The 15,147-nt window shown below is 66.1% G+C and carries 15 protein-coding genes; 12 read left to right on the top strand and 3 right to left on the bottom strand.

All coding sequences use genetic code 11. The features are described from left to right. Positions 1-876 carry a branched-chain amino acid ABC transporter permease gene (locus ASE11_RS10400; RefSeq protein ID WP_056270195.1) on the bottom strand — a complete coding sequence of 292 codons (876 nt, stop codon included), beginning with the start codon at positions 874-876 and terminating at the stop codon, positions 1-3. Positions 877-1,043: 167 nt separating this feature from the next. Between ASE11_RS10400 and ASE11_RS10395 the strand changes: the two genes are divergently transcribed. From ASE11_RS10395 to ASE11_RS10345, 11 genes are all read left to right on the top strand, one after another. Next, positions 1,044-2,438: an acyclic terpene utilization AtuA family protein gene (locus ASE11_RS10395; RefSeq protein ID WP_056270715.1), complete on the top strand. Its 1,395-nt coding sequence runs from the start codon at positions 1,044-1,046 to the stop codon at positions 2,436-2,438. Then, positions 2,435-2,845, top strand: a complete 411-nt coding sequence (locus ASE11_RS10390) for a hypothetical protein (RefSeq protein ID WP_056270192.1) — start codon at positions 2,435-2,437, stop codon at positions 2,843-2,845. Before ASE11_RS10395 ends, ASE11_RS10390 begins: the two co-directional genes overlap by 4 nt. A gap of 33 nt (positions 2,846-2,878) precedes the next feature. Continuing rightward, on the top strand, positions 2,879-3,676 hold the full coding sequence (locus tag ASE11_RS10385) for a crotonase/enoyl-CoA hydratase family protein (RefSeq protein ID WP_056270187.1): 798 nt from the start codon (positions 2,879-2,881) through the stop codon (positions 3,674-3,676). A gap of 86 nt (positions 3,677-3,762) precedes the next feature. Further along, entirely contained in the window at positions 3,763-4,716 is a 954-nt protein-coding gene (locus ASE11_RS10380; RefSeq protein WP_056270184.1) for a toll/interleukin-1 receptor domain-containing protein, read from the top strand. Between the two features lie 42 nt (positions 4,717-4,758). Next, entirely contained in the window at positions 4,759-5,013 is a 255-nt protein-coding gene (locus ASE11_RS26120; RefSeq protein WP_056270179.1) for a hypothetical protein, read from the top strand. Positions 5,014-5,093: 80 nt separating this feature from the next. Next, positions 5,094-5,834, top strand: coding sequence for a type 1 glutamine amidotransferase (locus tag ASE11_RS10370; RefSeq protein ID WP_056270177.1), 741 nt, complete (start codon positions 5,094-5,096; stop codon positions 5,832-5,834). A gap of 89 nt (positions 5,835-5,923) precedes the next feature. Then, on the top strand, positions 5,924-6,358 hold the full coding sequence (locus tag ASE11_RS10365) for a PaaI family thioesterase (RefSeq protein WP_056270173.1): 435 nt from the start codon (positions 5,924-5,926) through the stop codon (positions 6,356-6,358). 202 nt (positions 6,359-6,560) lie between these two features. Beyond that, complete coding sequence (locus ASE11_RS10360; RefSeq protein WP_056270169.1) at positions 6,561-8,123, top strand: acyl-CoA synthetase; 1,563 nt, start codon at positions 6,561-6,563, stop codon at positions 8,121-8,123. A 48-nt stretch (positions 8,124-8,171) separates the two neighbouring features. Beyond that, complete coding sequence (locus tag ASE11_RS10355) at positions 8,172-9,311, top strand: FAS1-like dehydratase domain-containing protein (RefSeq protein ID WP_056270166.1); 1,140 nt, start codon at positions 8,172-8,174, stop codon at positions 9,309-9,311. A 5-nt stretch (positions 9,312-9,316) separates the two neighbouring features. Further along, positions 9,317-10,519 carry a CaiB/BaiF CoA transferase family protein gene (locus ASE11_RS10350; protein WP_056270161.1) on the top strand — a complete coding sequence of 401 codons (1,203 nt, stop codon included), beginning with the start codon at positions 9,317-9,319 and terminating at the stop codon, positions 10,517-10,519. A gap of 35 nt (positions 10,520-10,554) precedes the next feature. Beyond that, entirely contained in the window at positions 10,555-11,517 is a 963-nt protein-coding gene (locus tag ASE11_RS10345; RefSeq protein WP_056270157.1) for a Bug family tripartite tricarboxylate transporter substrate binding protein, read from the top strand. A gap of 24 nt (positions 11,518-11,541) precedes the next feature. On the opposite strand, the gene ASE11_RS10340 is transcribed toward ASE11_RS10345, so the two are convergent. Continuing rightward, complete coding sequence (locus ASE11_RS10340) at positions 11,542-12,354, bottom strand: IclR family transcriptional regulator (RefSeq protein WP_056270154.1); 813 nt, start codon at positions 12,352-12,354, stop codon at positions 11,542-11,544. Positions 12,355-12,417: 63 nt separating this feature from the next. After that, positions 12,418-12,849, bottom strand: a complete 432-nt coding sequence (locus tag ASE11_RS10335; protein ID WP_056270711.1) for an acyl-CoA thioesterase — start codon at positions 12,847-12,849, stop codon at positions 12,418-12,420. Between the two features lie 38 nt (positions 12,850-12,887). Between ASE11_RS10335 and ASE11_RS10330 the strand changes: the two genes are divergently transcribed. After that, complete coding sequence (locus ASE11_RS10330) at positions 12,888-14,759, top strand: ABCB family ABC transporter ATP-binding protein/permease (protein WP_056270150.1); 1,872 nt, start codon at positions 12,888-12,890, stop codon at positions 14,757-14,759. The last annotated feature ends 388 nt before the right edge of the window (positions 14,760-15,147 follow it).

Here is a 15,147-nt window from a genome sequence, read left to right as displayed (position 1 = left end):
TCAGACCTTCTTCCGGAGCTTTTCGCCGAACAGCCCGTTGGGCTTGAGCACCAGCATCACCAGCACCACGATGTAAGGGGCCACGTCCTTGAAGCCCTCGGGCAAATAAAAGCCCGAGAACGACTCGACGATGCCGATGATCAGGCCGCCCACGATCGCGCCGGGCAGGCTGGTGAAGCCACCGACCACCGCGGCAGGAAAAGCCTTGAGGCCGATGAAGCCCATGTTGGCGTGCACGAAGGTGATGGGCGCGAGCAGCAGACCGGCGATGGCCGCCACGCTCGCCGCCAGGCCCCACACCAGACCGTTGAGCCGCTTGACCGGAATGCCCATGTAGTAGGCGGCGAGCTGGTTCTGCGACGAGGCCTGCATGGCGATGCCCAGCTTGCTGTAACGGAACATGGCAAACAGGCACAGGCACAGCACGCCGGTGACGCCGATCACCACGATCTGCTCGGCCGAGACCACCAGCGTGCCCATGCGAAGCACCTCGCCGGCGTAGGGCACGGGCAGGGTGTGGGTGTCGGTGCCGATGTTGGGGATCATGGTGATGAGCCCACGCAGCACATAGCCCACGCCGATGGTCAACATGACGATGGAGAAGGCCGGCTGCCCCAGAATGGGGCGCACCACCGCGCGTTCGAGCACCACGCCGAAGAGGCCCATGGCGATGATGGCGGCCGGCACCGCGAGCCAGAAGGGCAGGCCCAGCACGGTCATGGCGGCCAGTGCTGCGAAGGCGCCCACCATCATCAGGTCACCCTGAGCAAAGCTCACGGTCTCGGTGGCCTTGTAGATCAGCACGAAACCCAGGGCAATGAGTCCATAGATACAGCCCTGGGCCGCACCGCTGATGAGCAGTTGCAGCAGTTGCACGCATGTCTCCTGTTGTGTTCTGGCGCCGCCGGTCGGAGAGCTCGTTGCTGCAAACTTTGTGGCAGGCCCCCCAGACGGTGTGGGCAATTTATAGCTGTCTTGCCCGGGACTGACGCTAGGGGTTGACCCCCATCCCATGTCGCTCAGGCGCCATGAAGATCGAGCCCATGAAGTCCATACGCATCGGCTCCGGCCTCGGCTTTTACGGCGACAACTGGCAACCCGTGGCCGCGAGCATCGAACGCGGTGGCGTGCAGTTCATCGCCAGCGACCACCTGGCCGAACTCACGCTGGCCATCCTGCAGAAAGACCGGCAGTGCGACCCGGCGCTGGGCTACGCGCGCGACGTGGTACCCATGCTCATGAAGCTGTGGCCGCTGATGCGCGAGCACGGTGTGCGCTTCGTGTGCAACGCGGGCGGCCTGAACCCGCGCGGCGCGGCGCAGGCGGTGCTGGCCGCGTTCAAGGCCAAAGGCTGGCAGGCGCGTGTGGCGGTGGTGACGGGTGACGACGTGTTGCCGCGCCTGCAGGAAGCCGAAACCGGCTTCGACCACCTGTTCACCCGCGAGCCCCTGGCCGGCGTGCGCGAGCGGCTGGTGTTTGCCAATGCTTACGTGGGCGCGAAGCCCATCGCGGACGCGCTGGACGCGGGCGCCGACATCGTGATCACCGGGCGCGTGGCCGACGCCGCGCTCTTCCTCGGGCCGCTGGTGCACAGTCTGGGCTGGACGCTGGCGGGTGCCAGCAGCGAGCAGGACCTCAACCGCCTGGCGCAAGGCCTCACCGTGGGCCACCTGCTGGAGTGCTCGGGGCAGGGCAGCGGTGGCAACTTCGGCAGCCAGGGCGCGTGGCAGGCCATTCCCGATCTCGCGCACATCGGCTACCCCATTGCCGAGGTGTATGAGGACGGCACCGCGCTCATCACCAAGGCACCCCAGACCGGCGGGCTCATCAACTTCGACACCGTGCGCCAGCAACTGCTGTACGAGGTGCACAACCCGCACGCCTATTTTTCGCCCGACGCGGTGCTCGACATGGGCCGCATCACCCTGCACGACGAAGGCTTTGATCGCGTGCGCCTGACGGGTGCGCGCGGCACCGCGCCCACCGACACGCTCAAGGTGGTGGCCGGCTTTCGCGACGGCTACAAGGCCGAGGTGACCTGGGGTTTCTCGTGGCCCGACGCCTGGGACAAGGCGCAGGCCGCGCAGGCCACCATCCGCACACTGCTCAAGGACAAGCGCATGGCGCACGACGAGCTGTATGTGGAGTACCCCGGCCTGAACTCCGCGCACGGCGCGCTTGCGCCACGGCCGAAGGCGGATGCGCTCAACGAGAGCAACGAGATCTGGACGCGCCTGGTGCTGCGCACGCAGGACAAAACCGCGGCCGACGGCTTTGGCCGACTGTTCCCCTGGATCGGCCTGAGCGGCCCGGCCTACACCTGCGGTTTCACGGGACTGCACAACACCAGCGAGCTGCTGGGCATCTGGCCCACGCTGATCCCGCGCGCGGTGGTGGAGTCCGGTGTGCGGGTCGACTATCTGGAGGGTGTGGCATGAGCACCATCCGCATTCCCCTGGTGCGCATCGCCCACGCACGCAGCGGCGACAAGGCCGACTGGGTGGACTTCGGCCTGTTCGCGTGGAACGCGGCGGGCTATCGGCTGCTGGAGCGTGAGGTGACGGCCGAACGCGTGCAGGCCCACTTCGCGCCCTGGCTGCCGGGTGAGGTGGACGCCTGGCCGCTGCCCAACATCCTGGCGCTCAAGTTCGTGCTGCGCGGTGCCCTGCAGGGTGGTGGTGCGCGCAACCTGCGGCTGGACAACCTGGGCAAGTCCATGGCCGGTGCGCTGTTGCGCATGGAGATCGAGGTGGCGCAGGCGGAGCTGGAGGAAGCCTTGAATGCACCACGCGTGGGATGGTGGAATGACTCCGCTCCCTCTCCCTCTGGGAGAGGGCTGGGGTGAGGGCCCGCCCGCCAACCCTTTGGAAAGCATGAAATGACCCCATCCGCCGTCACCACCGAAAAGCAAGACGACCTCTGGATCGTCACCCTCGACCGCCCCGAGGTGCGCAATGCCGTCGACAGCCCGACCGCGCACGCCCTGCACGCCGCCTTCCTCGCGTTTGAAGACGACGCCGAGGCGCGTGTCGCGGTGTTCCACGGCGCGCACGGCCACTTCTGCGCCGGCTGGGACCTGCAGTACGGCGCGCGCCTCGCTGCCCAAGGCGACAGCGGCGGTCTCGACCTCGACTTCGAAGCCCACGACCCGCGTGCCCTCGGGCCCATGGGCCCGTCGCGCCTGCAGCTCATCAAGCCGGTGATCGCCGCCGTGAGCGGCGCGGCCGTGGCCGGTGGCATGGAGCTCGCGCTCTGGTGCGACCTGCGCGTGATGGACGAAGACGCCTACTTCGGCGTGTACTGCCGCCGCTTCGGCGTGCCGCTGATCGACGGCGGCACCGTGCGCCTGCCGCGCCTGATCGGCATGGGCCATGCGATGGATCTGATCCTCACCGGCCGCAAGGTGGAGGCCGCCGAGGCGCTGCAGATGGGCCTGGCCAACCGCGTGGTGCCCACGGGCCAGGCGCGCGAGGCCGCCATCGCGCTGGCGCGCCAGCTCGCGGCGTTTCCGCAGGCCACGATGCGCGCCGACCGCGAGAGCGCCCAGCGCCAGTGGGACCTGCCGCTGGGCGAGGCGCTGGTGCAGGAGTGGCAGCGCGGCAAGGCACGGATTCCCGATGCGCTGGAAGGTGCCACGCGTTTTGCGGCGGGGCAGGGCCGGCATGGGCAGTTCTGAGCTGTTCGCCGAGCCCTGACGCGCTTCCCGCCGCTGCTTGATCGGTTTAGCATCCCAGCCGGTCTTTGACCCCGGGGAGGCGCACCATGAGCGATGTCTTTTTGAGCTACGCGAGCGAGGACCGCGAACGGGCCGGGCGGCTCGCTGCGGCTCTCGGTCACATGGGGTGGTCGGTGTGGTGGGACCGCAAGATCATCGCGGGCCAGGCCTTTGACCAGGCCATCGAGCACGAGCTGGAGACCGCCGGCTGTGTGGTGGTGCTGTGGTCGGTGAATTCCATCGCATCCGAGTGGGTGAAGAACGAGGCGGCCGCGGCGTCCGAACGCGACGTGCTGGTGCCCGCGCTGATCGACAACGTGAAGCTGCCGCTGGAATTCCGCCGCAAGCAGGCCGCCGATCTGCTCGGCTGGCAAGGCAACGAACTCCACCCGGGCTTTCAGGCGCTGTGCCAGGGTGTGGCCCACGCCATGCGTGGTGCGGCACCGTCGCCGCGCCCGCGCCCGCGCCCGCGCCGTGCGGCGCAGCCCGCACCCAGCCGTCCACGCTGGGTGGTGCCGGCCCTGACCGTGCTGGCCCTGGTCGTGGGCCTGGGGCTGTACGCCGTGGGCTCATGGCGCGCCACGCCCACGGTCACGCCAACCCCGGTGACCGTCACACCACCGCCCGCCCGGGAGGTGGCCGCCGTCCCACCGCCGACCGCGAACCTGCCCGCCAACGCGTCCGCACCCGCTGCGGCCGATGCGCCCGGCCTGGCCGATCTGGTGGTGGGCACATACAGCGGTGACGTGATCGCGGACTCCCAAGGCCCGTCGCGCAGCGACGTGGAGGTGACCATCACCCGCATCGACCGCGCCACCGGGCGCGTGAGTTCGGACTACCTCCGGATCGAAGCGGTCGAGGTCAGCCTGACCCGCAATGGCAACCAGATCTTTGCCGCCGATGGCAGCACACCTTTCATCGTGGACCTGGACCGCGCGCCGCCAACCCTGGTGTTCGACCCCCGCAGCCAACTGGCCTACCGCGGGACCCGGCGGCCATGACGCGCAGGGCTGCGCTCAAAAAAACGCAAGGGCAACTCGCTCGTGCGCTCGGTGCCGCTTTTCAACGCGGCGGGTTTTGCCACCGCGGTGGTGGGTGCGCCCACCGACTTCCAGGGCGAAGACGGCCTGGGCGGCTTTCGCACCGATCCCCGGCATGCGAAGGAGCTCGGCCAGGTGATCGCCGATCTGCGCGCACGCACACGGGGTGCCGTGTGGGTGGTGGGCACGAGCCGTGGCGCAATCTCCGGGCCAATGCGGCGTCGCGTTTGGTGGCGGCACGCCGCACGGTTTCGTTGAACAGGAGGCCGAGGTGGCGGCAGGCATCGCGCGCTTCGTGCGCGGCAGCACGCACTAGGGCCTGTTCCTATGATGGTGGCATGACCGTTTCCGATTTCACCGCCCCAGCCGACGTGCTGGTGTTGCAACACCTGTTCGAGGACGGCCCGGGTTTCCTGGGCGAGTGGCTCGATGCGCAGTGCATCAACTGGCATGTGCGTTGTGCCGAGGCCGGCGAGGACTACCCTGCCTCGGTGCGCGGTTACCGGGGTCTGGCCGTGCTGGGTGGCGCCTGGAGCGCCAACGACGAGCGCCCCACGCTGCGCCATGCCGAGGCCCTGATCCGCGAGGCCGACGCGCTCGGCATTCCCGTCATCGGCCATTGCCTGGGGGGCCAGCTCATGGCGCGCGCTTTTGGCGGCAAGGTGGACCGCCTGCCTCAGCCTGAAGTGGGATGGCTGCCCATCACCCGACTGGACAGCCCTGCGGCACGCGAGTGGCTGGGCGACGCGGTGCAGCCCACGGTCTACCAGTGGCACCAGGACGGATTTACAGAACTGCCGCCCGGCGCCGAACTGCTGGCTTCGTCCAGCACCTGCGCGCACCAGGCGTTTGCCTTGCGGCAGCACCTGGCGATGCAGTTCCACATCGAGATCACGCCGGCCAAGATCAAGGACTGGCTGGAGACGCCGGGCCATGCTTACCCGGCCCACGTGCTGCTGCACCGCAACAGCGTGCAGGACCCGGCATCGATGAACGCCGCCACGCTGCGGCACCAGTCGGGCAGCGAGGCCATGGCCGATGGTATCTACCGGGCCTGGAGAGCGCGCTGGAAGGCCTGATATCGATTTGTAGATAGACAAAAAGTTTGTACAAAACAGGCAGAATGTGTGCCCATCGCCGGATCCACCGGCGTCATGAAGAGGGGCACATGGTGAATTCCGAGGCTATCGATCGGTTGCAGGCCCAGGGCTGGAAGTCGCGCCAGCTGAGCGGCTTCATGGGGCATTCCGGACCCTTGTGGACGCGCCGTGAGGACGATGGATGGGTCTATGGATTGCTCGCCGAGGACAAACATCTGAACCCCGCCGGCGTGGTGCATGGCGGTGCCCTTGCCACGCTGATCGATCACGTGGTCAGCACGGTGGCCTGGGAGGCCTGCGACCGGACGCCGTGCGTGACGGTGCAGCTGGACACGCACTTTTTGGCCGAAGTTCGCGCGGGCGATTTTGCGCTGGCCCGGGCGAGCATCACGGCGCGCACCGGCAGCCTGGTCTTCGTGGATGGCCTGGTGCAGGTGGAGGGCCGGGCCGTGCTCACCGCGCGCGGTGTCATGAAGATGCTGCGGCCCATCCGCACGCCCTGAGCGTCGCATTCATCGCCCCGACCGCGCGGTGAAATCCGCCAGTCACCCCATTTCATGGTTCCCCTGACGCCGTCCTGAGACGACAAGGCCTGACGTGTTTCTTTGCCGTTTTCGAGTTTGTCTATGTACAAAACATAGTGCCATTTGACAAAAACGCAAAACGCAGAAAGAATTCATCCCAACGAGACGAACAGCGAAGACCATGAAAAAACTGACCGAATACACGAGCTACGCAGATGCCCAGGCGCATTTCTCCAACGACAAGCTGTGGGAGCTGTTCGATGGCAACCGCGAGGTCCTGAACATCGGTCACGAGTGCGTGGACCGCCACGCCGCTTCCGGGCGCGACGCGGTGATCGTGGTGCGTGCCGAGGGTGCCGACGAGACGATCACCTACGCGGAGCTGGCCGCCGATTCATCGCGCTTCGCCAACCACCTGGTGTCGCGCGGCATCGAGCCGGGCCAGCGGGTGGCGATCATGCTGGAGCCCTCACGGGCGTTCTATGTCGCCATGTTCGGCGTCATCAAGAGCGGCGCGATTGCGGTGCCGTTGTTCACGCTGTTCGGCCCCGACGGCATCCGGCTTCGCGTCAAGGACTGCCAGCCCGCCTTGCTGGTCACGAACGACGAGAAGCAGGAGGTGGCGCGGTCCATCGTCGGGGACAGTGTGCTGGTCTTCGATCGCGACTTTCTGGCCTCCATCCAGCCGTTGCCGTCAACGTTCGAGGTGAAGACGCGGGCCGATGACCTCGCGGTGTTTCAGTACACGTCGGGCACCACGCGCGAACTGCCCGACGCCGTCAAACACTCGCACCGCGCGCTGGTGACCTTGATGGTGGCCGCGTTGTACGGCACGGGTCTGCGCCCGGGAGACCGCTTCTTCTGCCCGTCTTCACCCGCGTGGGGACACGGGCTCTGGCATGGCACGCTCGCACCGCTCGCCCTGGGTTTGACGATCGGTGCCTACGCCGGCCGTTTCAACCCGGAGCGCTTGTTGCATGCGCTGTCCGAACACTGCTTCACCAACATGTCGGCCGCGGCCACGCACTACCGCATGATGAGGAACAGCGGTGCTGCGGATCGCTACACCTACACGCTGAAGAAGCTGTCGTTCACCGGCGAGCCGATCGACGACGAGACCGCGAACTTCGTGCACCAGACCTTCGGGCTCGAGGTGTGCAGCATGTACGGCACGACCGAGATCGGCGTGGTGCTGGTCAGCTACCCGGGTGCGCCCGATTTCCCGGTGCGCCGCGGCTCGCTGGGCAAGGCCGTTCCAGGCACCCAGGTGGTGGTGCAGGACGCCGAAGGCCGACTGTGCCCGGTGGGCACCTCGGGGCAACTCATGGTGCTGCGCCGCGGTCAGTGGATCCCGACCAAGGACCTGGGCCGCATCGACAGCGAGGGCTACTTCCACCACGGTGGTCGGGCCGACGACGTGATCATCTCGGCCGGCTGGACCATGAGCGCGGTCGAGATCGAGAACGTGATCCTCATGCACCCCGACGTGCTGGAAGCCGCCGCCATTGGCGTGCCCGACGAACTGCGTGGCCAGGTCGTCAAGGCCTTTGTGGTCAGCAAGCGGGCGGGCTCCGAGACCTTCACCGAAGAAATCCAGAACCTCGTGCGCAACAAGCTGAGTCAGCACGAGTACCCGCGTCACGTGGCGGTGGTCGCTGAACTGCCCAAGACCCCCGCCGGAAAAGTGCACCGCAAAAAACTGCGCGAGCAGGAGGTCGCAGCCGCGGCCGTCGCTTCGACCTGATCGAACGTCCCACCAACCCGATTCAACCAACCCACTGAGGAGACACGTTTGTCCACCACCGAAACCCGCAACTTTCCCAAGATCACTGAAACGGGTCTTGACGAGCTTCGCCAGCGCATCGGCGTGAAGATCGGCCACACCGTCGAGCCGTGGTGCCACGAAGCCACGCGCGACAACATCCGCCACTACGCCCACGGCATCGGTGACGACAACCCGCTGTGGTGCGACCCCGACTACGCGGCCAAGACCCAGCACGCCGGCATCATTGCCTTGCCCAGCTTCCTGTTCTCGACCAGCCGCATCGTTTCCGGCTACGTCGGCGGTCTGCCGGGCGTGCACGCCATGTGGTCAGGCGCGGACTGGACCTGGCACAAGCCTGTGCGTCGCAACGACGAGATCCACACCGAGGCTCACCTGAAGGAACTGGTCGAGCACCAGACCCGATTTGCCGGGCGCGCCGTGCAACAGACCTACCACGTGGACTTCTTCAACCAGAGCGGTGACAAGGTGGCCGAGGCCGACAGCTGGTGCTTCCGCACCGAGCGCGACCACGCCCGGGAGCAGGGCACCAAATACAGCGAAGTGCGCGCGAGCGCGCCGCGCCGCTACACCGACGAAGAGCTGGCCGAGGCCTACAAGCTCTACCGCGACGAAGAGATCCGTGGCGCCACCCCCCGCTACTGGGAGGACGTGAAGGAGGGCGAAGAACTGCCCGTGATGTTCAAGGGCCCGATGACCGTGACCGGCTTCATCGCGTACGCGCAAGGTTGGGGCGGTCTGTACATCCGGGCCAACAAGCTGGCCTGGAAGCTGATCGACCAACACCCCGGCGTGGGCATCAAGAACCGTTTCGGTATCCCCGATTGCCCCGAGCGTGTTCACTGGGAAGAAGACTTCGCGCTCGAAGTGGGCGCCCCCGGTGCCTACGACTACGGCCCGGAGCGCACCTCGTGGCTCACCCACCAGCTCACCAACTGGATGGGCGATGCCGGCTTCCTGCACAAGGCCAGCTGCAAGATCCGCCGCCACAACCCCGAGGGCGACATGTTGTTCATCAAGGCCAAGGTCAAGCGCAAGTTCGTCGAGAACGGCAAGCACATGGTCGAAATCGACCAGGAAGCCCGCAACCAGAACGACGAGTTGTCGGTGGTGGGCAGCGGCATCGTCGTCTTGCCGTCCCGGGGGTGAATCCGATGTCCACGACCGCCGGTGGCGCACTGAAAGGCGTGAAGGTCGTTGACCTCACCCGGGTGCTGGCGGGGCCGCTGTGCACTCAGATGCTGGCGGATCACGGTGCCCAGGTGATCAAGGTCGAGCCGCCTTCGGGCGACGAGACGCGCAGCCTGGGACCTCCCTTCGATGGCGATGGCGACGCGGCGTATTTTCTGGCGCTCAACCGGGGCAAGCAGGCCATCAGCCTCGACTTGTCCAGGCCAGAGGCGCAGGAGGTGCTTCACCGCTTGCTGGCCGACGCGGATGTGCTGGTGGAGAACTTTCTCCCCGGTACGCTGGAACGCTGGGGTCTGGGCTACGAGCAGACCCTGGCCGAGCGCTACCCGCGCCTGGTCCACTGCAGCATCACCGGATTCGGCAACGATGGACCGCTGGGCGGCTTGCCGGGCTACGACGCCGTGCTGCAGGCGCTGTGCGGACTGATGAGCATCAACGGCGACGAGTGCAGTGGAACTACGCGGGTGGGCATGCCGATCGTGGACCACCTCACCGGCTATGTGGCCATGAGCAGCATCCTCATGGCGTTGCTGGCGCGCCAGGCCAGCGGGCGGGGGCAGCGCGTGGAAGCCACCCTTTACGACACGGCGCTGAGCCTGCTGTTGCCGCATGCGTCGAACTGGTTCGCGTCGAAGGACTCGCCACGCTTGCTCGGCAGCGCGCACCCGAACATTGCGCCGTACGACAAGTTCAAGGCTCACGACGGTGAGCTGTTCATCGGCATCCTGAACGATGCGCAGTTCCGTCGACTGGGCGCTTGCCTGGGGCTGGAGAACCTGCTCGATGACGAGCGTTTTGCAAGCAACAGCCTGCGGGTGGTCAACCGCGCCGCGCTCAAGGCGGTGATCGAAGGGGCCATCGCGGACCGGGACTGCGAGCCCTTGTGCGAAGCCTTGATGCGATCGGGTGTGCCGGCCGGTGTGGTGAATTCCGTGCCGCAGGCGTTGGCGCACGCCCACTGCGAACACCGCGACATCGTCGTGCGTCGTTCGAACTACACCGGCCTGCGCTCGCCCATGCGGCTGCTGGGCACGCCGGGTTCACCGGGCGTCAGACCCCCCGGCTTTGCTCAAGACACGGAAGCCATTCTGGTGGACCTGGGCTATTCGGAGAATGACCGTCAACGATTGCGAGAAACGGGTGCCGCCCCCGGACCCAGAACCTAGTGGCCAACTGGCCATCACAATAAAAGGAGACAAACATGCGATTTCTGAACCTCATCATCACCGCCGCCTTCACGCTGACGACCTCGATGGCCGTCAACGCGCAGACCTATCCGCAACGGCCCATCAAGATCATCGTGGCCTATGCCGCGGGGCAGGGCACCGACATTGCCACCCGCTACCTGGCCGCCCAGATGGCGGTCGATCTGGGCCAGCCCATCGTCATCGAAAACAAGGCGGGCGCCGGTGGCAATCTGGGCACCGATCTGGCCAGACAGGCCGCGCCGGACGGCTACACCCTGACCATGGGCACCAACGCCACCCATGTGCTCAACCAGTTTCTGTACACCAAGCTGCCGTTCGATCCGTCGCAGGATTTCGAGCCCATTGCGCTCGTCGGCACCTTTCCCATGGTGATGGCGGTGAACACCGCCTCGCCGCTGACATCGGCGGCCGAACTCGTGAGCCTGGCGCAGCGCAATCCTCGCAGCGCCGACATCGCCATGCCGAGCACCACCGCACGCCTGGTGGTCGAATTGCTGAAGGACCGCACGTCGGTGCCGCTCTTCGGCATTCCATACAAAGGTTCGGCCAACGCCATGTCGGACTTGTTGGGTGGTCAGGTGCCGGCGATTGTCGACACCCCGACCGCGCTGCGGCCGATGCTGGCCTCGGGCAAGTTGCGCGCGCTGGCGGTCACGTCCGCCCAGCCCAGCGGCCTGATGCCCGGCGTCAAGACCGTGGCGGAGCAGGGTTTCAAAGACTTCGAGGTGGTGGCCTGGAACGCCCTGTACGCCCCCAAGGGCACGTCACCGGCGATCATCAACACACTGAACGCCGCACTCAACAAGGTGCTGGCGAAGCCTGAAACCCGTCAGCGCCTGCTCGACCTGGGCTTTGACCCGGCCGGCGGCACGCCGGCCCGACTGGCCGCCTTTGCGTTCAACGAGCGCAGGAAGTGGGAGCCGGTGATCAAACGCGCCGGCATCCAGGTCGATTGAACGGGGTTGCGGCGGCTGCCCGGTTCAATGGCGATCGAGCAGCAGGTCCGAAATCGATTCGGCTTCCCGCCGCATGGCCGCCGCCAGTTGCGCCATGGCGGTGGCATGAAGCTGACTGGACAGACCGACGGCCACCAGCGTGTGCATGAGTCGCCCTGACGGCTCGAAGATCGGCACGGCAACGACCGTGATGCCGCTCATGAAATTGTCGCGATCCGAACTCCAGCCGCGGGCCCGGGTCTCTTCGACTTCCTTCTTCCACTGGGCAAAGCTCGGCGCCTTGTCCCATTCGATGGCGGCAAACTTCTGGCGCAGCACCGTCCAGTTGTCACCGCTGTAGGCCGCGATCAAGCGCCCGGTGGCACTCACCAATGAAGAAAACTGGCTGCCCACGTCGGTGTGCATGCGAAACGGCTGGTCCGAACGCGACAGGGCCAGCACCACCACGGTCTGCTTGGGTGTGACCTCCACGCCCATCGCCGTCACGCCAAACGAAGACGCCAGGCGGTCCAAGCCCGGCTGGGCGAGTTGGGCAAAGCTGCCGCCCTTGAGCACGCTGCGCGCCAGGCTGATCATGCCGCTGCCCAGCGCGTAGTGCTTGGTGCCGGGCTCCACCTTCACGAGTTCTTCGCTCACCAGCACGCGCAGGATGTGCAGGCAGGTGCTTGGCACCAACCCGAGTTCGTCGGCGATGGCCTTGACCCCCAATGACTGCTTGGTCCGCCCGAGCAAACGCAGGATGGCGATCGACCGGGTCACGGCGGGCACGTCGCGCACGCGCACGCCTTTCTTTGCCGGTGGGGCGGGCTGTCTGGGTGTTCTGGATTCGGCGGGCATGGGACGCAAGGCTCCTCGGACGTTTTTGTCCAGGGACAATGGTAGCGCGCCGCCCGGTCGGGGTCAGTTGGGTGTCTTCGCTTCTTCGCGAGGGATCGGCTGGGGTCGGCCTTCCAGGTCGATGGCCACGTAGGTCAGGCTGGCTTCGGTCACCTTCAGATACTCGCCCTGGGCCAGGATGCGCTCGGCAAACACCTCGACCTGCACCGTGACCGACGTGTTGCCCACGCGCGTGATGTGCGAGAAGAAGCTCAGGATGTCGCCCACGCGCACCGGCTGCTTGAAGACGAACTGGTTCACCGCCACGGTGACCATGCGCCCGCGCACGTGGCGCGCCGGGAGCACGGCACCGGCCAGGTCCACCTGCGCCATGACCCAGCCACCGAAGATGTCGCCGTTGGCGTTGCAGTCGGCCGGCATGGGAATGACCTTCATGACCAGTTCCCTGTCCTGGGGCAGGGTGGTTTGGGAGTTCGGGCTTGTTTTGTTTGACATGGTCACAATCTCAGGACAGTAGCTGTCCATTCTCCCGCATGCGCCCCGACAACCCATCCCAAGCCTCCATCACCCTGCCCGCCACCCCCGGCGCGCCGGTCGGCAAACCCGCCCAGCGCTCCGACTGGGCCACGCTCAAACGCCTGTTGCCCTACCTCTGGCAATACAAGGTGCGCGTGGTGCTGGCGCTGGCCTTCATGGTGGGCGCCAAGATGGCCAACGTGAGCGTGCCGCTGCTGCTCAAGGAACTGGTCGACGCCATGAGCATCAAGCCCGGCAGTGTCGAATCCATGCTGGTGGTGCCGCTGAGTTTGCTGCTGGCCTACGGCGGCCTGCGCTTGTCCACCAGCATCTTCACCGAGCTGCGGGAGCTGGTGTTTGCCAAGGCCACCGAGGGCGCCACCCGCAGCATCGCGCTGCAGGTGTTCGGCCACCTGCACGCGCTCAGCCTGCGCTTTCACCTGGAGCGCCAGACCGGTGGCATGACGCGCGACATCGAACGCGGCACGCGTGGCGTGCAGTCGCTCATCTCCTACTCGCTCTACAGCATCTTCCCCACGCTGATCGAGGTGGCCATGGTGCTCACGCTGCTGGGCACCAAGTTCGACATGGGCTATGTGTGGATCACGCTGGTGGCGCTGGTGCTCTACATCACCTTCACCGTGGTGGTGACCGAGTGGCGCACCAAGTTCCGCCGCGAGATGAACGAGCTGGAGTCCACCAGCCAGACGCGCGCCATCGACTCGCTGCTGAACTACGAGACGGTGAAGTACTTCAACAACGAAGCGTTCGAAGGCCGCCGATACGACGAGGCGCTGGAGAAACTGCGCCGTGCCCGCATCAAGAGCCAGACCACGCTGTCCCTGCTCAACGCCGGACAACAAGTGGTGATTGCGGTGGCGCTGGTGCTCATGCTCTACCGCGCCACGCAGGGCGTGGTGAGCGGCGAGATGACGCTGGGCGATCTGGTCATGGTCAACGCCTTCATGATCCAGCTCTACATCCCGCTGGGTTTCCTGGGCGTGCTGTACCGCGAGATCAAGCAGAGCCTGACCGATCTGGACAAGATGTTCGTGCTGCTGGAGAAAGAACGCGAGATCGCCGACGAGCCCGGTGCCGAGCCGTTGGTGCTGGACGGCCCGCCTGCGGTGAAGTTCGAGAACGTGCGGTTCTCGTACGAGCCTGCACGCGAGATCCTGCACGGCGTGAGCTTTGAAATTCCGCCCGGCAAGACGGTGGCGGTGGTGGGTCCTTCGGGTTCGGGCAAGAGCACGTTGGCGCGCTTGCTGTACCGCTTCTACGATGTGACGAATGCAGCTTCAGGTTCTGAGCCCGGACCCCACGGCGTCGGTCGCATCACCATCAACGATCAGGACATCAAGAGCGTGACCCAATCCAGCGTGCGCCAGGCCATCGGCATCGTGCCGCAAGACACGGTGCTGTTCAACGACACCATCGAATACAACATCCTCTACGGTCGCCCCGAGGCCGGGCACGACGCAGCGGTGCAGGCCGCCCAGGCCGCGCACATCCACAGCTTCATCGAGCGGCTGCCGCTGGGTTACCGCACCATGGTGGGCGAGCGTGGTCTCAAGCTCTCGGGTGGTGAGAAGCAACGCGTGGCGATTGCCCGTACCTTGCTGAAGAACCCCCCCATCGTGATCTTCGACGAGGCCACCTCAGCGTTGGATTCGGCCAATGAGCGGGCGATTCAAGCGGAGCTGAGGACGGCGGCGCGCAACAAGACCACGCTGGTGATTGCGCACCGGTTGTCCACGGTGGTGGATGCTCACGAGATCCTTGTTCTGGTGAATGGGGAGATTGTTGAGCGGGGGACGCACTCCGAGCTTGTATCGAGGGGTGGGGTTTATTCGGGGATGTGGGCTTTGCAGCAGAGTGGGGCTGACTGAGTTCTTTGTCGGTGTGTTTTTTCTTTCGTGGCAGGCCGGGTCTCGGCCCGGCGGCCGACTTACTTTCTTTTGCTTCGCCAAAAGAAAGTAAGCAAAGAAAAGGCGAGCCGAAGTCCGGGGCCCTGCGGGCTTCCTTGCGCTGCTCGGTTCGCGGGGGATGTCCGCAAACTTGTCCGCTTCGCGGCCTTCGGACATGCGGACCTCTGATCCCCGCGCCCCTGCGCTGCTCAGCCCGGCCACACGGCCACAAGCGGGATCGGGCTTCCCCTCCGGCGTGCGTGTCTTACTCCCTCTCCCTCCGGGAGAGGGTTGGGGTGAGGGCTCCCCCGCCGTCATTCGCTGGCGAGTAGCGCAGGAGCGCCCGGACAAGGGGCGCACATGTCCGAAG

This window comes from Hydrogenophaga sp. Root209 (genome assembly GCF_001428625.1).
Classification (GTDB): Bacteria; Pseudomonadota; Gammaproteobacteria; order Burkholderiales; family Burkholderiaceae_C; genus Hydrogenophaga.
Note: the sequence above shows the minus strand (reverse complement) of the source record. Positions and strands in the feature narration are given on the sequence as shown.

Coding starts and splice junctions, on each gene's coding strand:
- ASE11_RS10365 (WP_056270173.1), top strand. CDS start 5,924: ATGGTGAATTCCGAGGCTATCGATCGGTTGCAGGCCCAGGGCTGGAAG.
- ASE11_RS10385 (WP_056270187.1), top strand. CDS start 2,879: ATGACCCCATCCGCCGTCACCACCGAAAAGCAAGACGACCTCTGGATC.
- ASE11_RS10360 (WP_056270169.1), top strand. CDS start 6,561: ATGAAAAAACTGACCGAATACACGAGCTACGCAGATGCCCAGGCGCAT.
- ASE11_RS10330 (WP_056270150.1), top strand. CDS start 12,888: ATGCGCCCCGACAACCCATCCCAAGCCTCCATCACCCTGCCCGCCACC.
- ASE11_RS10390 (WP_056270192.1), top strand. CDS start 2,435: ATGAGCACCATCCGCATTCCCCTGGTGCGCATCGCCCACGCACGCAGC.
- ASE11_RS10350 (WP_056270161.1), top strand. CDS start 9,317: ATGTCCACGACCGCCGGTGGCGCACTGAAAGGCGTGAAGGTCGTTGAC.
- ASE11_RS10370 (WP_056270177.1), top strand. CDS start 5,094: ATGACCGTTTCCGATTTCACCGCCCCAGCCGACGTGCTGGTGTTGCAA.
- ASE11_RS10335 (WP_056270711.1), bottom strand. CDS start 12,849: ATGTCAAACAAAACAAGCCCGAACTCCCAAACCACCCTGCCCCAGGAC.
- ASE11_RS10380 (WP_056270184.1), top strand. CDS start 3,763: ATGAGCGATGTCTTTTTGAGCTACGCGAGCGAGGACCGCGAACGGGCC.
- ASE11_RS10395 (WP_056270715.1), top strand. CDS start 1,044: ATGAAGTCCATACGCATCGGCTCCGGCCTCGGCTTTTACGGCGACAAC.
- ASE11_RS10340 (WP_056270154.1), bottom strand. CDS start 12,354: ATGCCCGCCGAATCCAGAACACCCAGACAGCCCGCCCCACCGGCAAAG.
- ASE11_RS10345 (WP_056270157.1), top strand. CDS start 10,555: ATGCGATTTCTGAACCTCATCATCACCGCCGCCTTCACGCTGACGACC.